This window comes from Luteimonas sp. 22616 (assembly GCF_052044325.1).
GTDB lineage: Bacteria > Pseudomonadota > Gammaproteobacteria > Xanthomonadales > Xanthomonadaceae > Luteimonas.
The window spans coordinates 333,104-357,059 of record NZ_JBQEMW010000002.1 but is presented as its reverse complement, the minus strand read 5'-3'; the positions used below and the strand labels follow the sequence as shown (position 1 = coordinate 357,059).

Annotated in this window: 23 protein-coding genes and 1 pseudogene; 12 read left to right on the top strand and 12 right to left on the bottom strand. The window is 70.6% G+C overall.

Translation table 11 applies throughout. From position 1 onward, the window contains the following. Positions 1-63: 63 nt before the first annotated feature. The 8 genes and pseudogenes from ACTJIL_RS13985 to ACTJIL_RS13950 all read left to right on the top strand — a co-directional run bounded on the left by ACTJIL_RS13985 (position 64) and on the right by ACTJIL_RS13950 (position 7,622). Positions 64-834: a lysophospholipid acyltransferase family protein gene (locus tag ACTJIL_RS13985; RefSeq protein ID WP_440756629.1), complete on the top strand. Its 771-nt coding sequence runs from the start codon at positions 64-66 to the stop codon at positions 832-834. Beyond that, positions 831-1,136: a hypothetical protein gene (locus tag ACTJIL_RS13980; RefSeq protein ID WP_440756226.1), complete on the top strand. Its 306-nt coding sequence runs from the start codon at positions 831-833 to the stop codon at positions 1,134-1,136. The genes ACTJIL_RS13985 and ACTJIL_RS13980 overlap by 4 nt, the downstream gene beginning before the upstream one ends. Next, entirely contained in the window at positions 1,133-2,131 is a 999-nt protein-coding gene (locus tag ACTJIL_RS13975; RefSeq protein ID WP_440756225.1) for an LpxL/LpxP family acyltransferase, read from the top strand. The genes ACTJIL_RS13980 and ACTJIL_RS13975 overlap by 4 nt, the downstream gene beginning before the upstream one ends. Next, complete coding sequence (locus ACTJIL_RS13970) at positions 2,031-2,729, top strand: LolA-related protein (RefSeq protein WP_440756224.1); 699 nt, start codon at positions 2,031-2,033, stop codon at positions 2,727-2,729. Before ACTJIL_RS13975 ends, ACTJIL_RS13970 begins: the two co-directional genes overlap by 101 nt. Positions 2,730-2,972: 243 nt before the next feature. Next, positions 2,973-5,402 (top strand): annotated as a pseudogene (locus tag ACTJIL_RS13965) (MMPL family transporter); the annotation flags it as partial. 101 nt (positions 5,403-5,503) lie between these two features. Next, a complete protein-coding gene (locus ACTJIL_RS13960; RefSeq protein WP_440756223.1) occupies positions 5,504-5,941 on the top strand; it encodes a phosphotransferase in 438 nt (145 codons plus the stop codon). 69 nt (positions 5,942-6,010) lie between these two features. Further along, positions 6,011-6,742 (top strand): 3-oxoacyl-ACP reductase FabG, encoded by a 732-nt coding sequence (gene fabG / locus ACTJIL_RS13955; protein WP_440756222.1) that lies wholly within the window; start codon positions 6,011-6,013, stop codon positions 6,740-6,742. 385 nt (positions 6,743-7,127) lie between these two features. Next, positions 7,128-7,622 carry a hypothetical protein gene (locus tag ACTJIL_RS13950; RefSeq protein ID WP_440756221.1) on the top strand — a complete coding sequence of 165 codons (495 nt, stop codon included), beginning with the start codon at positions 7,128-7,130 and terminating at the stop codon, positions 7,620-7,622. Positions 7,623-7,631: 9 nt separating this feature from the next. Here the strand turns inward: ACTJIL_RS13950 and ACTJIL_RS13945 are convergent, their stop codons facing one another. From ACTJIL_RS13945 to ACTJIL_RS13910, 8 genes are all read right to left on the bottom strand, one after another. Then, on the bottom strand, positions 7,632-8,879 hold the full coding sequence (locus ACTJIL_RS13945; RefSeq protein ID WP_440756220.1) for a cation:proton antiporter: 1,248 nt from the start codon (positions 8,877-8,879) through the stop codon (positions 7,632-7,634). Between the two features lie 40 nt (positions 8,880-8,919). Beyond that, complete coding sequence (locus tag ACTJIL_RS13940) at positions 8,920-10,542, bottom strand: NAD(P)/FAD-dependent oxidoreductase (protein ID WP_440756628.1); 1,623 nt, start codon at positions 10,540-10,542, stop codon at positions 8,920-8,922. Positions 10,543-10,544: 2 nt separating this feature from the next. Beyond that, on the bottom strand, positions 10,545-11,393 hold the full coding sequence (locus tag ACTJIL_RS13935; protein WP_440756219.1) for a glycosyltransferase family 2 protein: 849 nt from the start codon (positions 11,391-11,393) through the stop codon (positions 10,545-10,547). Next, positions 11,386-12,165, bottom strand: coding sequence for a beta-ketoacyl synthase chain length factor (locus ACTJIL_RS13930; RefSeq protein WP_440756218.1), 780 nt, complete (start codon positions 12,163-12,165; stop codon positions 11,386-11,388). Before ACTJIL_RS13930 ends, ACTJIL_RS13935 begins: the two co-directional genes overlap by 8 nt. Before the next feature lie 2 nt (positions 12,166-12,167). Then, positions 12,168-13,364: a beta-ketoacyl-[acyl-carrier-protein] synthase family protein gene (locus ACTJIL_RS13925; protein ID WP_440756217.1), complete on the bottom strand. Its 1,197-nt coding sequence runs from the start codon at positions 13,362-13,364 to the stop codon at positions 12,168-12,170. A gap of 226 nt (positions 13,365-13,590) precedes the next feature. Next, on the bottom strand, positions 13,591-14,238 hold the full coding sequence (locus ACTJIL_RS13920; RefSeq protein WP_440756216.1) for a hypothetical protein: 648 nt from the start codon (positions 14,236-14,238) through the stop codon (positions 13,591-13,593). Between the two features lie 24 nt (positions 14,239-14,262). Beyond that, complete coding sequence (pyrE, locus tag ACTJIL_RS13915; protein WP_440756215.1) at positions 14,263-14,937, bottom strand: orotate phosphoribosyltransferase; 675 nt, start codon at positions 14,935-14,937, stop codon at positions 14,263-14,265. Between the two features lie 319 nt (positions 14,938-15,256). Beyond that, positions 15,257-15,748: a GNAT family N-acetyltransferase gene (locus tag ACTJIL_RS13910; protein ID WP_440756214.1), complete on the bottom strand. Its 492-nt coding sequence runs from the start codon at positions 15,746-15,748 to the stop codon at positions 15,257-15,259. A gap of 270 nt (positions 15,749-16,018) precedes the next feature. Between ACTJIL_RS13910 and ACTJIL_RS13905 the strand changes: the two genes are divergently transcribed. After that, entirely contained in the window at positions 16,019-16,837 is an 819-nt protein-coding gene (locus ACTJIL_RS13905; protein WP_440756213.1) for an exodeoxyribonuclease III, read from the top strand. 20 nt (positions 16,838-16,857) lie between these two features. Here the strand turns inward: ACTJIL_RS13905 and ACTJIL_RS13900 are convergent, their stop codons facing one another. Next, complete coding sequence (locus ACTJIL_RS13900; RefSeq protein WP_440756212.1) at positions 16,858-18,183, bottom strand: AmpG family muropeptide MFS transporter; 1,326 nt, start codon at positions 18,181-18,183, stop codon at positions 16,858-16,860. A gap of 219 nt (positions 18,184-18,402) precedes the next feature. Between ACTJIL_RS13900 and ACTJIL_RS13895 the strand changes: the two genes are divergently transcribed. After that, positions 18,403-18,669 (top strand): hypothetical protein, encoded by a 267-nt coding sequence (locus ACTJIL_RS13895; RefSeq protein WP_440756211.1) that lies wholly within the window; start codon positions 18,403-18,405, stop codon positions 18,667-18,669. Between the two features lie 13 nt (positions 18,670-18,682). Here ACTJIL_RS13895 and ACTJIL_RS13890 read toward each other — a convergent pair whose 3' ends face one another. Both ACTJIL_RS13890 and ACTJIL_RS13885 read right to left on the bottom strand, forming a co-directional pair. Beyond that, a complete protein-coding gene (locus ACTJIL_RS13890; protein ID WP_440756210.1) occupies positions 18,683-19,834 on the bottom strand; it encodes an anhydro-N-acetylmuramic acid kinase in 1,152 nt (383 codons plus the stop codon). 82 nt (positions 19,835-19,916) lie between these two features. Further along, entirely contained in the window at positions 19,917-21,407 is a 1,491-nt protein-coding gene (locus ACTJIL_RS13885) for a peptidoglycan DD-metalloendopeptidase family protein (protein ID WP_440756209.1), read from the bottom strand. A gap of 232 nt (positions 21,408-21,639) precedes the next feature. On the opposite strand from ACTJIL_RS13885, the gene tyrS reads away from it, so the two are divergent. Both tyrS and ACTJIL_RS13875 read left to right on the top strand, forming a co-directional pair. Then, positions 21,640-22,842: a tyrosine--tRNA ligase gene (gene tyrS / locus ACTJIL_RS13880; RefSeq protein ID WP_440756627.1), complete on the top strand. Its 1,203-nt coding sequence runs from the start codon at positions 21,640-21,642 to the stop codon at positions 22,840-22,842. 225 nt (positions 22,843-23,067) lie between these two features. Further along, on the top strand, positions 23,068-23,352 hold the full coding sequence (locus tag ACTJIL_RS13875; protein WP_440756208.1) for an MgtC/SapB family protein: 285 nt from the start codon (positions 23,068-23,070) through the stop codon (positions 23,350-23,352). A gap of 2 nt (positions 23,353-23,354) precedes the next feature. Here the strand turns inward: ACTJIL_RS13875 and ACTJIL_RS13870 are convergent, their stop codons facing one another. After that, positions 23,355-23,744 (bottom strand): MAPEG family protein, encoded by a 390-nt coding sequence (locus ACTJIL_RS13870; protein WP_440756207.1) that lies wholly within the window; start codon positions 23,742-23,744, stop codon positions 23,355-23,357. Positions 23,745-23,956: the final 212 nt, after the last annotated feature.

Here is a 23,956-nt window from a genome sequence, read left to right as displayed (position 1 = left end):
AATCACCCATCCCGGCTCTTCGGTATCCTTCGTCCCGTGCAACAGCAAGACGACATCATGGACATGCCATCGTCGCCGCCAGGGCGAATCGATCGGAACCTCGCCTGGACGGCGTTCAATGCGGTGCAGTTCGCCTTCACGCTGGCGTGGACGGCGGTCTGGATCAGCGCCGCGTTGCTGGTGTACGCGCTCCTGCGCGACCGCCACTGGCCGCTGCGCATGGCCTCGCGCTGCTGGGCGCCCGGGCTGCTGGGAGGCGCGGGCGCGCGCCTGCAGGTGACCGGGCTGGAGCGCGTGGACTGGTCGCGCAACCACGTCTTCGTCGCCAACCACCAGTCCACCATCGACATCTGCGCGCTGTTCCGCGCGATCCCGGTGCCGCTGCACTTCCTGCTCAAGCAGGAGATGACCCGGGTGCCATTCGTGGGCTGGTACGCGAAGGCGATGGGCATGGTGTTCATCGATCGCAGCAACCGCCGCGCGGCGGTGGCCTTCCTGCGCCAGTCGACCGAACTGGTGCGCGCCGGCGGCAACCTGTGCATCTTCCCCGAAGGCACCCGCAGCCGCAGCGGCATCGTGGCCGAATTCAAGGGCGGCGCGTTCCAGGCCGCGATCGACGCTGGCGTCGACGTGGTGCCGGTGGCGATCGCAGGTTCCGGCGCGGTGCTGTATCCCGAAGGCTTCTTCCACGTGCGCCCGGGCGTGATCCGGGTGAGCTTCGGCGCGCCGCTGCCCACGCGCACCGCCGACGGCCCGGTCGACCGCCAGGCGCTGGCCGACGATGCACACGCGGCGGTGCTTGCGATGCTGGGACGCCACGCAGGCCGCGCATGACCCGGTTCGTGATCGCAGGCGACCACCCGGCGCTGCCGGGGCATTTCCCCGGGCGGCCGATCGTGCCGGGCGTGGTGGTCCTCGACCGCGTGCTGGAGGCGATCGAGGCCGCGCACGGCCCGCTAGGCGTGCTGCGGCTGCCGCAGGTGAAGTTCCTGCGGCCGCTGCTGCCGGGAGAACCGGCGCAGGTGGCGATCGAACCGGTGCAGTCCGCGCAACCCGGCGCGGCCGCGTCGCGCTGGCGCTTCCGCGTCGAACGCGCCGGGGAGCTGATCGCCAGCGGCGAGGTCGCGGCGGCATGAACAGCGGCTGGAAGCAGCGGCGCGAAGGCGGGGGCCGGTTCGCGCTGTGGCTGATCCGCGGCATCGGCCGCCACGGCGGGCGCGCGTTCGCGCGGCTGTTCCTGTATCCGATCACCGGCTACTTCCTGCTGCGCCGCACCGCCGAGCGCCGCGACTCGCGCGCCAGCCTGTCCCGCATCCTCGGCCGCCCGGCGACGCTGGGCGATGTCGCCCGCCACATCCATACCTTCGCCGCGACCATCCTCGACCGCGTGTTCCTGCTCGGCGGCGAGATCGAGCGCTTCGACGTCACCGTGCACGGCGTCGCGCAGCTGCATGCACAGCTCGATCGCGGCCAGGGCGTGCTGCTGTTCGGCTCGCACCTGGGCAGCTTCGAGGTATTGCGGGTGATCGCGCGCAAGCGGCCGGATTACCGTATCCGCGTGGTGCTCGACAAGGCGCACAACCCGGCGATGACGCAGCTGCTCGACGCGCTCAGCCCGGAGATCGCGGCCGGCGTGATCGACGCCAGCCAGGATGGCCCGACCCTGATGCTGGCGATCAAGCAGGCCGCCGACGAGGGCGCGCTGATCGCGCTGCTGGTCGACCGCACCCAGCCCGACGCGGCCACGCAGACGGCGCAGTTCTTCGGCGCGCCGGCGCAGTTCCCGGTGGCGCCGTGGATGATCGCGGCGGTGCTCAAGTTGCCGCTGTCGCTGGCCTTCGGCCTGTATCGTGGCGGCAACCGCTACGACCTGGTGTTCGAGACGTTCGAGGACCACGGCCTCGACCTGCCGCGGGCCCAGCGCGCCACGCGCATGGCCGCGCTCATCCAGCGTTACGCCGGCAGGCTGGAGCATTACGCGCGGCTGGCGCCCTACAACTGGTTCAACTTCTATGATTTCTGGAATTCCAATGAACAACCGCAACCCGCGTTCGAGGTGGCTGCCGACGCTGCTGTCGGCGCTGATGCTGGGCGCCGTGGCGACGGCCTCGGCGGCGCCGCAGGCGGCTGACCCCGGCGCCGCGATCGACAGCGACTGGGTGCTGCGGATCCTCGCGCGCCCGGCGCCGATGCGCACCAACTTCGTCGAGATCCGCAGCTCGCGCCTGCTCAAGGAGCCGCTGCGCCTCTCGGGCGAGTACCAGCGCCCGGACGAGGACACCCTGGTGCGCCAGGTGCGGGTGCCGTACGTCGAAACCACCACCATCACCACCGACGCCGCGGGCGCCAGCCAGGCGACGGTGGCGCGTGCGGGCAAGTCGCCGCGCACCTTCGCGCTGTCGCGCGTGCCGGAACTGGCGCGGCTGCAGGCCAGCTTCGGCGCGCTGCTGGCGGGCGACCGGGTCGCGCTCGAGCGCCACTACGACATCCACACCGAAGGCACGCGGCGCAAGTGGGAGATGAAGCTGGTGCCCAAAGCCGCGCCGCTGGCGGACAAGCTGCGCGACATCACGCTGTACGGCCGCGGCATCGAGCTGCGCTGCATCGAGACGCGGCCGGTCGAGGGTCCGGTCCAGCGCACGTTGCTGGCCGGCGCGGCGCGGGTGGCGCACGAGACCACCAGCGCCGCCGGCGTGGTGGCGCTGTGCCGCGGCGAGCCGAAGCCGTAACCCGGCGCCGCCCGATGGCATGCGGCCAGCCGGCGGGACCGGCATTGTGATGACCGGGGAATCGGCGACAACAACACAGTCGTCATTCCCGCGAAAGCGGGAATCCGGTGACTTGGCTCCCGAAAGGCGAAAGCCACTGGGTTCCCGCCTACGCGGGAATGTCGAGCAGAAGCAGCCGCAACCGCTGCAACCGCAACCGCGGAATCATTCGCGATCCGGCGCCTTTTGCAGGAGCGCCTACCCATGAACGCGCGCCTGCGCTTCACGTTCGCCCTGCTGTGGCTGGCGATCCTGCTGCTGGCCGGCTGGTGGATCAGCGCGCACCTGCAGCTGACCGGCGACCTGCGCAAGTTCATGCCTGCGCCGGAAACCCCGGAGCAGAAGCTGCTGATCGACGAACTCGGCGAGGGTCCCGGATCACGCCTGCTGCTGGTGGCGCTGTCGGGTTCCGACGCGCCGATGCTCGCGGCGCAGTCGAAGGCGCTGCACGCCGCGCTGGCCGGCGACGACCAGTTCGCGCTGGTCGCCAACGGCGATGCCGACCTCGATTCGATTCCCGAACGCCTGCGTCCGTATCGCTACCTGCTCTCGCCCACGCTCGACACCCAGCCGCTCGATGCCGACTACCTCGCCGCGCAGCTCGACGAGCGCGTGCAGGACCTGGGCTCGCCGGCCGGCGCGCTGGTCGAGCCGCTGGTCGGCAGCGACCCGACCCTGGAAACGCTGAAGGTCGCCGAGGCGCTGCAGCCGGCGAACGCGCCGCAGCGCGTGCAGGGCGTGTGGTTCGACCGTGCCGGCAAGCGCGCGCTGCTTGTGGTGCAGACGCGCGCCGCCGGCTTCGATCCCACCGGCCAGCAGCGCGCGGTGGATGCGATCAATGCCGCCTACGCGCAGGCACGCGGCAAGACCGCGGGCGAGATGGTGCTCAGCGGCCCCGGCGCGTTCTCGGTCGAGATCGGTGGCCGCACCGAGGCCGAGGCGCAGTGGATCGGCACGTTCGACACCATCGGCCTGGTCCTGCTGCTGATCGTCGCCTACCGCAGCTGGAAGATCCCGGTACTCGGCGTGCTGCCGCTGGCCAGCGCCGGGCTCGCCGGGCTGGGCGCGGTGGCGCTGCTGTTCGACGGCGTGCACGGCATCACCGTCGCGTTCGGCTTCACCCTGATCGGCGTGGTGCAGGACTATCCGATCCATCTTTTCAGCCACCAGCGCCCGGGCGTGACGCCGCAGCAGAATGCGCGCGCGCTGTGGCCGACGCTGGCCACCGGCGTGGTTTCCACCTGCATCGCCTATTTCACGTTCCTGTTCTCCGGCGTCGACGGCCTGCAGCAGCTGGCGGTGTTTACGATCGCCGGCCTGCTCGTGGCCGCGCTGTCGACCCGGCTGCTGCTGCCAAGGCTGATCGACCCGTCGCCGCGCGACTTCGCCGACTCGCGCCTGCTCGCGCGCATGTGGTCGTGGACCCGGCACCTGCCGCGTCCGCGCTGGTCGCTGCTGGTGTTTGCGCTGGCGGCGATCGCGGCCACCGCGCTCGCGCCCGGTGCGTTCTGGCAGAACGACCTGTCGAAACTCACCCCGGTGCCCGCCGACGCGCTCGCGCGCGACGCCGACCTGCGCGCCGAGCTCGGCGCCCCCGATGTGCGCTACGTGCTCACGCTGCAGGGCGGCGACGACGACGCGGTGCTGCAGGCCTCCGAGCGCCTGCGCCCGGCCCTCGACCAGCTGGTGCGCGACGGCGCGCTGGCCGGCTACGACATGGCCGCGCGCTACCTGCCGAGCGCCGCGGTGCAGCGCGCGCGGCAGCAGAAGCTGCCCGACGCCGCGACGTTGCGCATCGCGCTCGATGCAGCGCTGGCCGACAGCCCCTTCCGCGCCGATGTGTTCGGCGAATTCGTCGACGATGTCGCGAAGGCGAAATCGCTGCCGCCGCTGGCGCGGACGGACCTGGCCGGCACGCCGCTGGAAACCGGCGTAAGCAGCCTGCTGCTGGGCGGCAACGGTCACACCACCGCCCTGGTGTCGCTGACCGGGCTGGAGGATCCGGCCGCGGTCGCGCGCGTGGCGCGGCTCAACGGCGCGGCGCTGCTGGACATGAAGGCGGCGTCCGAATCGCTCGTGGTCGCCTACCGTGGCCGCGTGCTGGCCGCGCTTGCCGTGGCGTCGCTGCTGCTGGCGCTGACAGTGTGGATCGCGATGCGGATGTCGGTGGTCGCCCAGCGACGCGTGGCGCACGCCGATGCCGGCGCCAACGCCAACGCCGCGCCGCCGTCATCGCGAAACGGCGTCACGCGCGAAACCGCGCAACGCACGCTGCGCGTGCTGCTGCCGATGGCGCTGACCACGCTGCTGATCCTCGCGGTGTTGCGCCTGTGCGGCGTCGAACTGACCCTGTTCCACCTGGTCGCGCTGATCCTCGCCGCCGGGCTGGGCCTGGACTACGCGCTGTTCTTCGACCACGCCGGCGACGACTACGCCGACCAGCTGCGCACCCTGCACGCGCTGATCGTCTGCAGCCTGATGACGCTGCTGGTGTTCTTCCTGCTTGCCCTGTCGTCGATCCCGGTGCTGCGCGCGATCGGCAGCACGGTGGCGTTGGGCGTGTTCGGCAACTTCGTGCTGGCGCTGCTGGTCTCGCGCCAGCCCGCGGCCGGAAGCTCCGGCGATCCTGGTGCCCTTGTGGGAGCGGCTTCAGCCGCGAGTTCTTCCCCGATGGGCGACGCAGGCCAGAAGCTCGCGGCTGAAGCCGCCCCCACGAGTGCGGGGGCGAACGAGCCGTGATCGGCCGCGACGAAATCCTCGCCATCGTCCCGCACCAGGGCGCGATGTGCCTGTGGGACGAGGTGGTTGAATGGGATGGGCGATCGATTCGCCTGCGCGCGGACAACCATCGCGACGACACCCATCCATTGCGTTCCGGCGACAGGCTGCGCGCGATCCACCTGTGTGAATACGGCGCCCAGGCAATGGCCGTGCACGGCGGCCTGCGCGCGCGCGAAGCCGGTGGCGCGGCGAAGTCCGGCATGCTGGTCGCGCTGCGCGGCGTGCAGTTGCATGTCGCACGCATCGACGACCTGCCGGGCGCGCTCGAATGCGAGGCGGAAGTGCTGGTCGAGGCCGAGGCCAGCCAGCAGTACGGCTTCCGCATCCATCACGCGGGAACGCTGTTGGCCGAAGGCCGCGCGGCGGTGATGCTGGACGCCGGGAACCGATAGCCGCCCGCGTCCGGGTGCATGCGTGGGCCGACTGCCACGCATCCCGCCCGGCGTTGCTAGGATTGCGCCATGCAGACATCCAGAAAACGCGCCCTGGTCACCGGTGGCAGCGGCGACCTTGGCGGCGCGATCTGCCGCCAGCTTGCCGCGGACGGGTTGCACGTGATCGTGCACGCCAATGGCAGTCGCGCCCGCGCCGAATCGGTGGTGGCACAGATCGTCGCTGCCGGTGGCACTGCCGAGGCGGTCGCGTTCGACGTCGCCGATGGCGAGGCCACGGGCGCGGCGATCGCGACGCTGCTCGAGGCCGGCCCGGTGCAGGTGGTGGTCAACAACGCCGGCATCCACGACGACGCGCCGATGGCCGGCATGTCCGAGGCGCAGTGGAAGCGGGTGATCGACGTGTCGCTGCACGGCTTCTTCCACGTCACCCAGCCGCTGCTGCTGCCGATGGCGCGCACGCGCTGGGGCCGCATCGTCAGCGTGTCGTCGGTCGCGGCGGTGCTCGGCAACCGCGGCCAGGCCAACTACGCCGCGGCCAAGTCCGCGCTGCACGGCGCGTCGAAGTCGCTGGCGCGGGAGATGGCCTCGCGCGGCATCACCGTCAACGTGGTCGCGCCCGGCGTGATCGCCGGGCGCATGGCCGACGCGGCATTCCCGCCGGAGATGGTGAAGCAGATCGTGCCTGCGGGCCGTGCCGGCACGCCGGACGAAATCGCCGCGGTGGTGCGCTTCCTGTGCTCGGATGCAGCGAGCTACGTCACCGGCCAGGTCATCGGCGCCAACGGCGGGATGGCGTAGACGGCCTGCACATCTCCTGTAGGAGCGGCTTCAGCCGCGAGCTTTTGAATGCGTCCATGGCACGACAGAAAGCTCGCGGCTGAAGCCGCTCCTACAGGGAACCTGTTTCTTCGATTGCCCTGTGCGGGGAGCGCCGCACGCAGTATCAGGACGGGAAGGCGGTCGCCAGTTTCACCGGCGCGTAACCTGCGCGGCGACCTGACCAGCGGCTGCTACAACTTGACCGTCGGCTTCCGCGCCCACGCCTGGGACATCAAGCGCTGGCTGAAGAAGCCGGTGGACGGGGCGCAGATCGGACGCTGAACGCCGGTGTCCTGCCTTCATGCGGCGGTCCGCGGCGGGGGCGTAGCATCAACGGGTCCGGATCGCCGCCACGAGGCCTGCCATGCGTGTATTGCTGACTGCCCTGTTCTGCCTGGTGCTGGCAGCCTGTGCCAGTTCCGCCTTGGTCACCGGCACCCCGCGCGCGCCGATCGATCCCTCGCAGGTGCGCGTGTACTTCCAGGCGCCGCCCGGCGGCTTCGAGGAGATCGCGTTGCTGGAAAGCAACAGCGGCGCGTTCACCTACGGCGAGCAGAACAAGATGAACTCGGTCGTCGCCAAGCTGCGCAAGGAAGCGGCCAAGCTGGGTGCCAACGGCGTGCTGTTCCGCGGCACCAGCGATGGTTACGGTGGCAGCGGCGTGAGCGTCGGGGCCGGCGGTGGCCGCGTCGGCGGGAGCAGTTTCAGCGGTGGCGGCGTCGGCATCAACGTCAGCCCGCGGCAGAAGTACGCGCGCGGCATCGCGATCTACGTGGCCAATCCGGCCGCGGTGGACGAGACACCGCCCCCGCCTCCGCCCGCGCCGGCACCCGATCCCGCACCGCAGCCGCAGCGCTGAGCCGCGCCCTCAATCGGCTTCAGCGGCCGCGGTCGGCATCCGCGGCTCGCGCCTGGCGCACAGTGCCAGCATCGGTCCGACCATCACCGTGGTCAGGATCGCCATCACCAGCAGCATGGTAAACAGCTCCGGGCCGATCAGGCCCGCGTCGAGGCCGACCTTCATCACGATCAGTTCCATCAGCGCGCGCGCGTTCATCAGCGATCCCACCGCGAAGCTGTCGCGCCAGCCGTAGCCGGCCATGCGCGCGCCGGCCGCGCCGCCGATGACCTTGCCGGCCACCGCGGCGATCAGGATCAGCGCCATCGCGCCCAACCCCGCGCCGACGAACGCGTCACCGGTGGTGCTCAGTCCGGCCAGCGCGAAGAAGATCGGCATCAGCACCACGATCGCCACGTACTCGACGCGTTCGATCAGCGACTTGAGCAACCGATCGTCGCGCGGCAGGCAGGCGCCGAACAGGAACGCGCCGAACACCGCATGCAGGCCCAGCCATTCGGTGACCGCGGCGCAGGCGAACGCGCCTATCAGGATCGCCGCCAACACCATCAGCGACGGTTTGCCATCGGGCGCATGGCGGCGCAGCAGCCAGCCGTACAGCGGCCTGAGCACGCCGAATACCACAGCGCCCACCGCCACCAGGCCGAGCGTGGTCTTGAGGAAGCCCGCGTAGCCGTCGCCGGAGCCGATCAGCGCGACCACCAGCGCCAGCATGATCCACGCGAGCACGTCCGCGATCGCCGCGCCGCCGAGCGACAGCCGCCCCAGCCGGGTGTGGGTCATGTCGCGCTCCTTGAGGATGCGCGCGAGGATCGGGAACGCGGTGATCGACATCGCCGCGGCCATGAACAGCGCGAACGGCCAGAAGCCCACGCCCGTCGGGGCCAGCGGATGCAGCAGCGGCGACACCGCGATGCCCAGCGCCATCGGCACCAGCACGCTGAGCACGCCGACCCAGCCGGCCGCCTTGAACTGGGCGCGCACGCCGTCGGGCGCGCGCAGCTCGGCGCCGACGATGAACATGAACAGCACCAGCCCGAGCATCGACAGCGACGACAGCCCGGACAGTGATTCGGGCGCGAACACCACCGCGTGGAATTCCGGGAACCAGGCGCCGAACACGATCGGCCCCAGCACCAGGCCCGCGGCCATCTCGCCGATCACCGGCGGCTGGCCGACATGACGCAGCAACAGGCCGCAGCCGCGCGCGACGGCGAGGATGATGACCAGCTGCAGGAGCAGGGGGCTGTGGTGCATGGCGAGTCCGTTCGTCGTGTCGCGGGAAAGGTGGAGTGGATCAGGCGGCGCTGGCGTACCAGGGCGCGGACAGTGACGGCGGCGGCGACATGTCACCGGCGGCCGGCACGTCGAGCCCGTGCCCGTCGATGCCGGGATGTTCGGTGCGCGCGCGTTCGAGGATCTCGGCCGCCAGCCAGTCCATGCGCGCGACATTGCCGGTGATGCGCGCGGCGAAGGCGTCGTCGTCGAGCTGGTCGGCCAGCGCGCGGTTGAGTTCGTGGAACCAGTCGATGTGGTACTGGTCGAGCACCCGCGAATCGAGCGGCAGCGGCCGCCCGGCGTTGCGTTCGCCCCAGTCGCGCAGCAGCGCCTGCATCGCCGCGTTGAGCGCGCTGCCGCGCTCGAACTGCGCGCGCAGGCGGCCGAACATGGCGATGTCGGCGATGCGCCCGGAGAAGAACATCGGCGCCAGCAGCGCCCAGTAGAACGTGTAGTCCCAGATGATCTTGACCGGCATCACCTGGGCGTCGCCGAACAGCGCGTACTGGTCCTGGAACAGGGTCATCGTGTTCTCGTAGAACGAGAAGTACAGCTGCTGGTAGATCTCCGCGTGCGAGGTCCAGTTCTGGCGCGCGCGGTCGCGCGCGACGAGGTTGCAGATGAAGGTGTTGGACATGGCGATGAAGTCGCTGCCAGGCGAATAGAACGGGTCGAGGAACAGCCCGGATTCGCCGGTGAGCGCCCAGCGGTGGCCGAACACCTGCCGGCAGCCGTGCGAGAAGTGGCGCAGGAAGCGGAAATCGCACAGCGCGTGCCCCGGCTGTTCCAGCGACGCGGCCACGCGCGGCTGGTGCTCGCGCAGCCAGGCCATCGCCTTGTCGTGCGTGTTCATCGTCTCCAGCGGATGCGCCTTTGCGTCGCAGACGATGCCCAGCGAGTGGGTGCCGGACGCCAGCGGGATCAGCCAGAACCAGTAACCCGGCCCGCACATGTGGTTGGTCGAGCGCCAGCGGTCGGGCGGCGTGCAGCGCGCCAGCCACTGCGGGTCGTCGGACCAGTCGTTGGGGTCGATCCGGCCTTCCACCCGCCACCAGGCCGCGTTGGCGTCGTGGTCGTTGTCCTGGGCGAGGCCGAGCTTGCGCTTGAGCAGGCCGGCGCGGCCGCTGGCATCGACCACCCAGCGCGAGGACAGCGTCGCCGTGGCGCCGCCGTGGTCGAACGTGACGTCATGCGCCGCGTCGCCCTCGTCCAGCGCGATGCCGCGCACCGTGGCGCCGTCGCGGAAGTCGACGCCCAGGCTGCGCGCGCGCTGCCCGAGGAAGTTCTCGAAGCGGCCGCGGTCGATCTGCCAGGACGGCGTCGGCAGCAGCTTGCTCACGCCCAGTTCGGTGCAGCGGTCGACATCCGTCTGGCCTTCGGAGAAGAAGAACCGGAAGCCGAACTTGCGCACGTGCGCCCGGTCGAGGTGGTCGCGCAGGCCGAGCACGTGGGCGAAATAGTGTGCGCCGATCTCCACCGTCGACTCGCCGACCTTGAACGCCGCCTCGCGCACCGGGTGCGCGTTGCGCTCGATCACGGTCACGCGCAGGCTGGGGTCCTGGCGCCGCAGCTGGATCGCCAGCGTCAGCCCGGCGAGGCCGCCGCCGAGGATGGTGATGTCGGTATCGGTATCGGTGTGCATGCTCATCCTGCGCGTTCCACTCCTGTCCTGGCCGGCAATGCGGCGAATTGTCCATCCGGGTCGTCGATCACCGGCGGCCGCGCGCGACAGCGGCGGTATTCGGCGACCACGTCGCCATGCGCCCACACCTGCCGCACCACGTGCGAGGTGATGTTCCACAGGTCGCGGAACAGGCGGAAATGGCTCTTGCGGAACTGCACCGGGCCATCGGCGCTGGCGTAGCGGGTCTCGATCGGCACCGCCACCACGCACGCACCAGCGCGGCGCGCGGCCGAGATCAGCATCTGCGCCTCGAACACGAAGCCTTCGCCGGGCACGTCGCCCAGCGTGTACACCGCGCGCGGGTACAGGCGCTGGCCGCTCTGGCTGTCGACCACGCGGAAGCCGCAGCCCCAGGCGATGCCCCAGTCGCCGAAGTCGTTGCCGATGCGGCGATACACCGGCTGCGTGGCGCGCTTGCGCAGCCGTGCGCCGACGATCACGCAGCCCGGGTGGCGGTTGGCCGCGTCGATCAGGCGCGGGATGTCGGCGCCGCCGTGCTGGCCGTCGCCGTCCATCGTCGTCACCGCCTGCGCGCCGATGCGCCGCGCCTGCGCGAATCCGCTGCGCAGCGCCGCGCCCTTGCCCAGGCGCCGCGGGTGCCGCAGCACGGTTGCGCCGAGGTCGGCGATGCAGTCGGTGGTGCCGTCGTCGGAGCCATCGTCGACGACGATGACGTGGTCGCAGTGCGCGAGCGCGTCGCGCACGACCTCGCGGATCCGCAACGCCTCGTTGAGCGCGGGGATGACCACCGCGACGTTGCCGCGATGCAGGTGCGCGGGCGCGGTGCCGGCCGGCACCGGGTCAGCCATGCGCGATCTCCACCCGCAGCACCCGGCCCGGCCCGGCGTCGAGCAGGACCACGTCGCCGGCGCCGGCGAGCGCCTCGAACAGCGGCAGCATCGGTGCCATCGAATTGCCGGCGGCGTGGCGCGACAGCGCGCCGGTCGCGGCTGGCGGTTGGCCGTTGACCAGCGTCGCGCGCATGCGCAACGCGCCGTCGCCCCGCGACAGCACCAGCGCGCCGCCAAGCAGGCCGCGGCTGTGCGACATCGTTTCCAGCGGGCCGACGGCGGCGCCGTCGTAGCCGACCAGCAGCACCGTTTCGGCCCCGTCCGCCAGCTGTGCCAGCGCTTCCACCAGGCCCTGGGCGAAAGTCGCGGCGAATGCGCTGACCGCGGTGCTGGCGTGCATGCAGCCGCTGCCGATGGTCCAGTAGCCGGCGGCGGCGTTGTGCACCGAGTTGTGGAACTTCGTTGGCGACACGGTGCGCGGATCGCTGGCCAGGGTGGCGCACATGTAGTCGGTGATCGCCAGGTCGCCGTGGGTGGAGGCGAAGACCGACGGCAGCGCCGCCGGATCGCGCCCGGCAGCGGTGCAGGCGGCCAGCGCGACCTCGAGCGCCACCGCGACCGTCTCCGGCGTGCGCCGGCGTTCGTTCGCGGCCAGCAGCTGCGGCGACGGCCTGCGCGGCGCGTCGGCCACCAGCGCGCCGCCGTTGATGAAATCGCGCGCGGCCTGCCAGGATGGCAGGCCGTCGGTCCAGAACCCGATGCCCTCGATCGTGACCGTGCGTCTTGGCATGCTCAGGCCATCCCGAACACGAGCGAGCAGTTGTTGCCGCCGAAACCGAAGGAGTTGTTCATCGCGTAGCGCAGGCTGCCCGATTGCGCGTTGTCGAAATGTATCTGCGCGCCGCAGGCCGGGTCGCGGGCTTCGCTGTTGAGCGTACCCGGCAGCAGGCCTTCCTCCAGCGCGATCAGCGCGAACACCGATTCGACGATCCCGGCCGCGCCGAGCGTGTGCCCGGTCCAGCCCTTGGTCGAACCGGCGTGCAGCGTCTCCGGGAACAGTGCCGCCACCGCGCGCGCCTCGACCGCGTCGTTGGCCGGGGTCGCGGTGCCGTGCAGGTTGAGGTAACCGACCTGCGCGGCATCGATGCCGGCTCGCGTCAGCGCCGCGCGCATCGCCAGCTGTGCGCCGAGGCCCTCGGGGTGCGGCGTGGACATGTGGTGGGCGTCGCTGGATTCGCCGTAGCCGCACAGGCGCAGCCCGGGCTGCCCCGGTTCGGCGCGCTCGACGATGGCGTAGCCGCCGGCTTCGCCCAGCGACAGCCCGTCGCGCGCGGCGTCGAACGGCCGGCACGGTGCCGTCGAGACCAGCCCGAGCGAATTGAAGCCGAACAGCACGCTGCCGCACAGCGTGTCGACGCCGCCGACCAGCGCCGCGTCGGCGACGCCGGCGTGGATCAGCCGCGCCGCCTGCGCGAACACCTTGGCGCTCGACGAGCAGGCGGTGGCGACGGTGATGCAGGGGCCACGTAGGCCGGTCAGTTGCTGGACGAAGTGGCCCAGCGAATGCGGCGTGTGCACGACCGGCTGGTCGAGGCCCGGCGGAAAGTGCCGGCCGTCGTCGACCAGCCGCGCGTAGGCCTCTTCGGTGGCGCCGATGCTGGAGGTCGAGGTGCCGAGCACCAGGGCCACGCGTTCGGCGCGATGGCGCGCGAGCAGCTCGTCGACCCGCTCGGCCATCGCGTCGTGCTGCAGCGCCAGCCACGCCAGCCGATTGTTGCGGCAGTCCCAGCGCATGAGCGCGTCCGGCAGCGTGATGTCCTCGAGGCCGTCGACGCGGCCGATCCAGGTATCTAGCCGCTGTTCACCCGCTACACCATCGCCGAAGTCGTTGCGACGCAATCCGCCGCGGCGTTCGCGCAGGGCACGAGCCTGGGCATCGCGTCCGCGACCGAGCGCGGTGGTGGCGGTATGGGCCGTGATCGCCAACATCGGCGGAGCAGGCGACGGTTGCACTTGCGGCACGCGCGGGACGTCCATTCGGGAAAGCCCGGAAGTATAGCGAGCGGCCCGGAGCCGGCTTGCGAGGATTCCGCGCCGTCGGGCGCGGGTTTGCGGGGCATGGGCGGCTCAAGCCGCTTGCGTGTTCATCCGTGTCGGTCCGTTGCCGGCACGTGACGGCGACCCAGGCCACCGGCCTGCAGGCCGGCGCCCCGGTTCAGCCTTGTGTCGCCTTTTCCGGCGTCTTCAGCGCGCGATAGCGCGCCAGCGCCTGCTCCAGGTCGCTGCCCAGCGACTGGTGGTCCTGCTGCTGCTGCTCGAGGATGGCCTGCTGGCGCAGCAGGTCGCCGTGCTGCCGCAGGATGTTGCTGGTCAGGGCCTTGTTCACCGGCTTGGACTGCAGTTCCAGGTCGGCGGCCTGGCGCAGCAGGCTCAGCAGGCTCTGGCGCAGGTTGGCCAGGCCCAGGCGCGAGGTCTTGAGCGACTCCTCGACCAGAGTGATGCGCTCGCCATAGGCGCGGCGCAGGTCGTCCTCGGTGGCGTAGGACTCCACCATCGCCAGGTCGCGGCGCTTGGCGGCGGCTTCGGCTTCGGCGTCGAGCGCGGCCTGCCTGCGGGCGTCGGCGGCGGCGGCGCGTTCCTCGTCGGTGGGCGCGCGTTCGACCGAACGCACCGCGATGCCGGTGCGTGCGCTGATCTCGGTGCGCGCGGCGTCGGCGGCGTCGGCCGGCAGCGCATCGCCGCAGACCTTGTGGCCGTTCTCGTTCCAGCAATAGATCTTCTTGGCCGGCGCCTTGTCCTGGGCGGCCGCCGCTGCGGTCACCAACATGAAGGCGCAAGCCAGTCCCGCGATCGTTGTCTTCATCGTTCCGTCCCCCCGGCCGGTCGATCAGCCCGTGCGGCTGCCATGGCGCGCGCGGTAGGCGAGCAGGCGGTCGCGTTCGGCTGCCAGTGTCGCGCTTTCGCTGGCAAACGCCAACAGGTCCGACAGCCCTGCGATGGCGATCACCGGGATGCCGTGCGTCTCGGCAACGGCCTGCGCCGCCGAGCGCCCGTCGTCGTCGGCCACCCGTTCCTGGCGGTCGAGCGCGATGGCGATCGCCGCCGGCGTGCCGCCGCCTTCGGCGATGATCGCCAGCGCCTCGCGGATCGCGGTGCCGGCGGTGATCACGTCGTCCACCACCAGCACCCGGCGACCGGCCAGCGGCGCGCCGATCAGGCGGCCGCCCTCGCCGTGGTCCTTGGCCTCCTTGCGGTTGAATGCCAGCGGCAGGTCGCGGCCGCGGCGCGCGTATTCGCAGGCCAGCGCCGTGGCCAGCGGGATGCCCTTGTAGGCGGGGCCGAACAGCAGGTCGAAACTCCCGATCGAGCCAGCCACCGCCGCGGCGTCGATGGCGTCGGCGTAGCAGCCGGCCAGCGTCGCCAGCGCGGCGCCGGAATCGAAATGCCCGGCGTTGAAGAAGTACGGGCTGGTGCGCCCGGACTTGAGAGTGAACTCGCCGAAGCGCAGCGCGTTGGCGTCGAGGGCGAGCTGGAGGAAGCTCTGGCGGTGGTCGGTGGGCATCGGGCTGGCGGGCGTGGCGACCGGGACATGATGCCAGCGGGGGCGGTGCTCTTGCAGGAGCGGCCTCAGCCGCGAATGTTTGCTCCCTCCCCTGCGAAGGCAGGGGAGGGTTGGGGAAGGGTGTCTTCAAGATGATCAGCTCGAACCGTGGCCCCCAACCGTGCGGCCAGAGCGCACAGCGCTCTGTCGCTGCGCCACGCGCGAGCCAATGGCTCGCAAGCGCGTGTACTCGCCTCTGCCTTCGCAGTGGGAGGGGCCAAGGCAAGCGCTCGCGGCTGAAGCCGCTCCTACGAGGCAGCGGGGCGCCGCGCCTCCCGGCTCACAGCCGCCGCACCATCAGGTGCTGCGGCCCGGCGCTGCCGCCCAGGTACAGCTCGCCGGTGTCGACGAAGCCGGCCTTGCGATAGGCGTTGATCGCCGCGACGTTGCGGCAGTTCACGTTCAGCGCCAGAAGCCGGCGCTCGGGGTGGCGCGCATGCAGGTCCTCGCAGCACGCCTGCACCGCACGCGTGCCCAGGCCGCGGCCCTGCCAGCCGGCGTCGAGGAAGAACGCGCGCAGGCCGACGCTGGCCTCGCCGATCGAGCGGCGCGCGACGATCGTCGGCGCGAAGTCGAGGCGGTAGAAGCCGACCGGCGTGGCGCCGACCACGATCGCCATCGCCTCGCTGTTCGGGTCGCGCAGGGCATCGTCGAGGTTGAAGTCGGTGTCGCCGACGAAGGGTTGCTGGTCCGGCGCCACGCGCAGCGCGCGCACGCCATCGATGAGGTCCGGCGTGACCGGTGCGACGCGGAGATCGGGCCTGGCGAACATGTCGGCATGGTAGCGGGTGCCGGGCGGGTGCCTTGCCGCAAGCGGGGATTCGTTGCGCTACTCTTCTTGCCAGATCCAAAAATCAGTCATTCCCGCGAAAGCGCGAACCCGGCGGCGCTGACTCTCATTGGTCATGAGGCGTCAAAGCTTAAAGTCACCGGGTTCCCGCTTTCGCGGGAATGACGATCAAGGATATGGATCCGCGCCCTGATTGCCCGGACTTCCATTGCCCGCTCCCCACTTCCCCGCCCCCATTCCCGGCTCTTCCCCATGCGCATCATCAGCTTCAATGCCAACGGCCTGCGTTCCGCGGCCAGCAAGGGTTTCTTCGACTGGTTCGTCGCGCAGAAGGCCGACGTGCTGTGCGTACAGGAAACCAAGGCCCAGGAACACCAGCTCGCCGGCCCTGAAGGTCTGCACGAGAATTTCCTGCCCAAGGGCTACCAAGCGTGGTTCCGCGACGCCAGCACCAAGAAGGGCTACAGCGGCGTGGCGATCTACGCCAAACGCGAGCCCGACGAGGTGCGCACCGCGCTGGGCCGTGAATCGTTCGACGAGGAAGGCCGCTACATCGAGGCGCGCTTCGGCAACCTCAGCGTGGTGTCGTTTTACATCCCGTCGGGCTCGTCGGGCGAGCTGCGCCAGGGCTTCAAGTTCGAGGCGATGGACTGGCTGAAACCCATCCTCGACCAGTGGCTGGCCAGCGGCCGCGACTACGTACTGTGCGGCGACTGGAACATCGTGCGCAGCGCGCTGGACATCCGCAACTGGAAGTCGAACCAGAAGAACTCCGGCTGCCTGCCGCCCGAGCGCGCGTGGCTCAACGGCATGCTCTGCGAGGACGGCGGCAGCGACGGCACGTCGGGCTGCGCGGGCGGCTGGGTCGACGCCTACCGCGCGCTGCACCCGGAAGGCCAGGACTACACATGGTGGAGCAACCGCGGCGCCGCGCGCGCCAATAACGTCGGTTGGCGCATCGACTACCAGCTGGTCACGCCATCATTGCGTGATCGGTTGAAGGCCTGCTCGATCCACCCCGAACCGCGCTTCTCCGACCACGCGCCGTTCGTGGTGGACTACAGGGCGTAGCCGGCCGCGCACGCGGTCGGTCAGGGATTCTCCGCGGCCGCGCGGGTGTCGGGTTCGACGATTGTGCTTTCGACCAGCCCGTTGCGGATCATCCACCAGAACAGCAGCACGCCGGGCAGCGCGATCACCGTGGTCAGCAGGTAGAACTGGAAGTAGCCCAGGCTCTCGATCAGCGCCCCGGCGCTGGTGCCGGTGAACACGCGGCCGACGATCGACGCCGCCGCCGACAGCAGTGCGAACTGGGTGGCGGTGAACGACAGGTTGCACAGCGCCGACAGGTAGGCGACCACGGCCACGCCGCCGATGCCGCTGGCGAAGTTCTCGAAGCCGATGGTGAAGGCGAGGAAGTGGTTGTCGTGGCCGATGTGGGCGAGGGCGGCGAACGACAGATTCGACACCGCCATCAGCACCAGGCTGAGCATCACCGCGCGCTTCACGCCCAGCCGCGCGTAGATCAGGCCGCCGGCGAAGATGCCGACCAGGTAGGCGACGAAGCCGAAGCCGACGTCGTAGGTGGTGATCTCGGTATTGCTGAAGCCCAGGTCGTCGAGCAGCAGGCGCACGGTGAGGTTGGCCAGGGTGTCGCCGATCTTGTGTAGCAGCACGAACAGCAGCACCAGCCAAGCGCCGGTGCGGCGGAAGAACTCGGTCAGCGGTGCGACCACCGCCGACACCGCGGCGCCGAACCCGCGGCGCGGCGCCGGTTCGCGATGGCGTAGCGGTTCGCCCAGCCACAGGCCGGTGATCACCGCCGGCAGCGCGAACAGCGCGCACAGCAGGTAGGCGGTGCTCCAGCCGGCGCGTTCGGCCACCAGCAGCGCCAGGCCACCGGCGCAAACCGAGCCGATGCGCCAGCCGTACTGCGACATGCCCGAGCCGACGCCGAGCTGTTCGGGTCGCAGCAGTTCGATCCGGTAGGCGTCGATGACGATGTCGAAGGTGGCCCCGGCCACACCGACCGCGATCGCCGCCATCGCCACCGTGCCCAGGCTGGTGGCCGGGTCGGCCAGGCCGAGGAACGCCACCGCCGCCGCGACGCAGGCCGCCGACAGCCACAGCCACGAGCGCCGTTGCCCGAAACGGCCGAGCAGCGGCAGGTGCATGCGGTCGACCAGCGGCGCCCACAGGAACTTGAAGTTGTAGGCCAGGAACGCCAGCGAGAAGGCGGTGACGCTCTTCTTGTCGATGTCGCCCTGCGCCAGCCGCGTGGTCAGGGTCGCGCCGATCATCGCGTACGGGAAGCCCGACGAGATTCCCAGCAGCAGTGCACCCAGCGCGGCTGGTTCGAGGTAGGGCCTGATCCAGGCCAACGGGCCGCCGCGTGCTGCCGAAAGGGATGTCGTCATGGCGGCATGCTAACTGATGCGGGAACGCTGCCAGTCGCCGGGCCCTGCGCCGGAAGCACGCGCGGATCGCCGGCCAGGGCCGGCATCCGGATGGATGCAGTGGGGGCCGTGCAGCGCCGCTCCCTGCGCAGCATGGGCTTGCCTGCACCGCCCCCGCGGGGTATCAAGGAGCCGCGCCGATGAGGGCGCGCCCAGGCGCAGGAACGCCCCGGATCCGAGATGACCGAGATCGTCCTCCACGACATCGACCAGGTGCTTGTCGACCGCATCAAGCGGGTCGCCGACGCGCGCGGCTGGACGGTGCCCCGGACCCTGCTGCACCTGCTCGAACAGGGCCTGCATGTCTACGAGGGCGATGGCCGCGTGCACTTCGACAACTCCGAGAGCGAGGTGCTGGAAGCCGCGCTGGCCGCGCTCGAGGGCATCCCCGACGACGCCGGCTTCGCGATGATCGGCAAGCTGCCCGTCGACGAATCCGGTCCGTAGTGCCGCTCCCGCATCAGGCCGGATAGATCCCGCCCAGCACGCGCGGCCCCTTCGCCCCGCTCACCGAGGGCAGGTTGCCCGGCAGGCCGTGCAGCGTCTGCCGCGCCAGCCACGCGAACCCCATCGCTTCCACCGCGTCCGGATCGAGGCCGTGGGCCGCGCTCGATTCCACCACGCAGCCGGGCAGGGCATCGGCCAGCGCCGCCATCAGCGCGCGGTTGTGCACGCCGCCGCCGCACGCGATCACGCGCGCGGTCGCAGGTTGCGTGGCGCGCAGGGCGTCGGCAACGGTGTGCGCGCTCAGCGCCAGCAGCGTGGCCTGCACGTCCTGCGGCGCTTCGGTGCCGCGCAGCTGCGATTCGACCCAGCCCAGGTGGAACTGGTCGCGGCCGGTGGACTTGGGCGGTGGCAGCGCGAACCACGGTTCGGCGCGCAGGCGTGCGAGCAACGCGTCGTCGACCTGCCCGGCGGCGGCGAATGCACCGTCGCGGTCGAAGGCCTCGCCGCGGTGGCGCAGGCACCAGGCGTCCATCAGCCCGTTGGCCGGCCCGGTGTCGAAGCCGCGCACCTCGCCCTGGTCCGAGGCGGCGGCGCGCGGCAGCAGGGTGAGGTTGGCGATGCCGCCGAGGTTGAGCACCGCGCGGTCTTCGGCAGTGCTTTGCAGCAGCGCCGCATGCAGGGCAGGCAGCAGCGGCGCGCCATGGCCGCCGGCGGCGACGTCGCGGCGACGGAAGTCGGCGACCGTACGGATGCCGGTGCGCTCGGCGATGGTGTTCGGGTCGCCCAGCTGCAGCGTGTAGGGGGCGGCGCCGTCCCCGGGCCGGGCCTCGGGGCGGTGGCGCAGGGTCTGCCCGTGCGACCCGATCGCGGCGACGTCGGCGGCCGCGACGCCGCTGTCGGCCAGCGCCTGCAGCGCGGCGTCGGCGAAGGCCAGGCCGATGCGCACGTCGAGTTCGGCGACCGCATCGAGCGACACCTGCGCCGACTGCTGGCCCAGCTCGACCAGCTGCGCGCGCAGCGCGGGCTGCCAGGGATAGGTGCGGCCGAAGACCAGGCGTGCCGTCAACGTGCCTGCGCCCGCCGGGCCGTCGAATTCCACCAGCGCGGCATCGATGCCGTCGGCGCTGGTGCCGGAGATCAGGCCGAGGTAGAGGTTGGCGGGCATGGGTGCATTGTAGGAGCGTCCCATGGGCGCGATGGGACGTTACCGGCAGAGCCTTGTCGCGCCCATGGGGCGACTGCGGGAATCAGCCCTTCTTGGCGCCGGGCTTCGCCGCGCTCGCCACGCGCTTGTCCTTCGCGGCATCGCCCACGTCGGCGTAGATGATGTCCTCGACCTTGCGGATGCGGGCCAGCGCCGGGCCGGTCTGGGCGCGGAATTCGGCCAGCTGCGCGCCGTGCAGCGGCTCAGGCGGCGGCATCGTTACCGCCATCGGGTTGCGGTGCACGCCGTTGATGCGGAATTCGTAGTGCAGGTGGGGGCCGGTCGCCAGGCCCGTGCTGCCGACGCGGCCGATCACCGTGCCCTGGGACACGTGCTGGCCCTTCTTGATCTTGCCGAACGCCGACAGGTGCCCGTACAGGGTGGTGTAGCCGCGGCCGTGGTCGAGGATCACCGCGCGGCCATAGCCGCCCTTCCAGCCGACGAAGGTCACGCGCGCGTTGCCGGCGGCCATGACCGGGGTGCCGGTGGGCGCGGCGAAGTCCACGCCCTGGTGCGCGCGGGTGCGCCCGAGGATCGGATGCTTGCGGGCGCTGGTGAACTTCGAGCTGATGCGGGTGTACTGCACCGGCATGCGAATGAAGGCCTTCTTCAGCGGCCGGCCGTCGGCGCTGAAGTACTCGGCCTTGCCCTTGCGCTCGTAGCGGAAGCCGCTGTGCATGTCGCCGTGGGCGGTGAACGTGGCGGCGAGGATCGGGCCGCTGCGGATCATTTCGCCCTCGCGCCAGGTCTGTTCGACCACCACCGAGAAGCGGTCGCTGGCAGCGACGTCGGAGTTGAAGTCGATGTCGTACTTGAAGATCTCGTCGGTCAGGGTGCGGATGTTGTTGCCCGACAGGCCCAGCTTGCGCGCCGAATGGAACAGCGAACGGCCGACCTTGCCGCTGACCACCGCGGTGCGGACTTCGACCGGGCGTTCGACCACCTTCTCGGTGACCTTGTCGCCGTCGACGTGCAGCTCGACGCGGTGGATGTCGTCGCGGTCGTAGCGGAACGCGCGCAGCGCGGCCGGCTTGCCGGCCATGGCCGGCTGCAGTTCGAATGCCAGTTCGGTGCCGGGCTTGAGCCTGCGCAAGGTGTCCCGCGTGCCGGGCTGGGCGAGCACGCGCTGCAGGTCCGATTGCGGCAGCTGCATGCGTTCGAACACATGGCTCAGGGTCTCGCCCTTGGCGACGCTGACCAGCTGCCAGTTGGGGCCGGCGGCGGCCTGCGGCTGTTTCGCGGCGCGCGGCAGCGGCGGCAGCAGCAGCGACAGGGTGGTGCTGGGCGCGACGGATGCCGTCTGCGCCGCGCTCGACGACATTGCGTTGGAGAAGCCGGGCACCAGTGCCATGACCAGTGTGCCAAGCATCGCGAACAGGCTGGCGTGAGCCCAGTGGCGGCGGGTCCAGCGGCCGTTGAAGCCGGCCGGCAGGGCGGCGGCGATCCCCGTCCCGTTCAGGGCCGCGGCGCGGAGGTTCCGGATCCGGATCAGGCGCCCGCGACCGGGGTCCTGGGGCGAGGTGGGCTCGGTCATCAAAGGCAGTCCCGGCCCAGCGTGAAGGGCCCGTCAGGGCGCTACCATAGTCACGCGAAAAGTGTGCGTCAAACACTTGAGCCGGCAGGGAATTCCCGAAAACGCCCCTTAACCGCGTGTTAACTTTGCTTTACAAACGCCGTCACGGCGATTGTCACTTCCTGCCCGCCACCGTCACTCCGAGCCGCCCGTGCCCCACGCCACCGACCTGTCCCCCACCCTCGCCGCCGCCATGGAGATCATCGGCCGCGGCGCCGACGAGATCCTCAAGCGCGACGAACTCGAGGCGCGGCTCAGCGCGTCCATGAAAGCGGGCCGCCCGCTGCGGATCAAGGCCGGCTTCGACCCGACCGCGCCGGACCTGCACATCGGCCACACCGTGCTGCTCAACAAGATGCGGCAGTTCCAGGACCTCGGCCACCAGGTGATCTTCCTGATCGGCGACTTCACCGGGATGATCGGCGACCCCACCGGCAAGAACGTTACCCGCAAGCCGCTCACGCGCGAGGACGTGCTGGCCAACGCGCAGACCTACGCCGCGCAGGTGTTCAAGGTGCTGGACAAGGAACGCACCGAGGTCCGCTTCAACAGCGAGTGGTTCGGCGCCATGACCGCCGCCGACATGATCCGCCTGGCCGCGCAGCACACCGTGGCGCGGATGCTGGAGCGCGACGATTTCTCGAAGCGCTACGCCGCGCAGCAGCCGATCGCCATCCACGAATTCCTGTATCCGCTGGTGCAGGGCTACGACTCGGTGGCGCTGAAGGCCGACGTCGAGCTCGGCGGCACCGACCAGAAGTTCAACCTGCTGATGGGCCGCGGCCTGCAGGAAAGCCACGGCCAGCCGCCGCAGATCGTGCTGACGATGCCGCTGCTCGAGGGGCTCGATGGCGTCAACAAGATGTCGAAATCGCTTGGGAACTACATCGGCATCGATGAGCCGGCGATCGACATCGTCAACAAGACCATGAAGATCGGCGACGCGCTTATGTGGCGCTGGATCGAGCTGTTGAGCTTTGAGATCGGCATCGACGAGGCGAAGCGGCTGCAGGCCGACGTCGCCGCCGGCGCGCTCAATCCGCGCGACGTCAAGCTGCGCCTGGCGCGCGAACTGGCCACGCGTTTCCACGATGCCGCCGCCGCCGAAACCGCGGTCGCAGGCTGGCATGCCGCCGTGCGCGGCGAGGGCGACACCGCGCTGCTGCCGCTGCAGGACGTGGCCGTCCCCGCCGATGGAATCCGCATTGCCGCGCTGCTCACCGCCGCCGGCATCACCCCGAGCAACTCCGAGGCCAACCGCAAGCTCAAGGAGCGTGCGGTGAAGGTCGACGGCGATGTGGTCGAGGACGCCGGCACCACGTTCGCGCCCGGTTTCGAGGGCGTGCTGCAGGTGGGCAAGCGCAACTTCGCGCGGGTCCGGTTGGTCGCCGCATAGGTTTCGCTGGAGCGGCCATGGCCGCGATACGCGCGGGGCATCCCGGCCATGGCCGCTCCCACAGGGGTAAGTGGAGGCGGTAAAAGCGGGCTGTCATCCCGAGCGCAGCGAGGGATCTGCTTGCCCAGGCGCACGAGGAGAACCCTCTTGCCGCACGGAATGACAGCTGGATCTCCGTGCCCCGAGTCCACGTGCCGACGACACGTGCTGCCACAGACTGCGCCGATGAACGCCATCTTCGACGACACGCCTGCGCAGTTGGCGATCCTCGCCACCACCGCCTACGCGATGCTGCTGGGCGGCGTGATCGGTTTCGAGCGCGAACTCAAGGACCGGCCCGCCGGCTTCCGCACCCACATGCTGGTTGCCGGCGCCGCCGCGTTGCTGGTGGGGCTGCACGCGCACGTGCTCGCGTTTGGCGCAACGATGCTCACGCTGCTGGTGCTGCTGGTGCTGGCGTGGGTCGAACGCCGCGCCGGCATGCGCGAGCGCGCACCGCGCAAAGACTGATCTCAGGCAGCCATCCGCAGCGCCGCGGATCCCATCAGCCACAGCACGCAGACAAGGCCACCCAGCCAGCTCAGGCTGCGCAGCGCGTGCACGTTGGTGATGTAGAAGACGCCGTGCAGCACCCGGAACGCGACGAAGACAAGCGCGAGCGTTGTCACCAGTCCTAGTTCGACACCGGCCGCCTGCGCCATCAGCACGCCGGCGGCGAACGGTGCAAACGCCTCGAAGGCGTTGAGGTGCGCGGCATTGGCGCGGTGCAGCCGCGCGTCGTCCTGCTTCGCCAGCCAGCGCCGCGGATCGCTGTTGTCGTAGCGCGGGCCGCGCTTGGCGGCCACGACCCAAGCGTAGGGCAGCACGGCGGCGATCAGGATGCACCAGTAGGCGATGGACATGACGGGACCTGCGGTTCTTGGCGAAGCGCGCAGCTTGGCCCGGTCGCGCGGCGCGGTAAAGCACCGACGCCCGGATTGCTTTGTAGGAGCGGCTTCAGCCGCGAGTTTTTGCTTCCTCCCCCTGCGACGAACGCCCGCCAGCTGTGCTGGCAGGCCGGGCGGCTTTGGGAGGGCGCCTTCAGCAGCAGCTAGACCGTGGGCCCCCCTCCCAG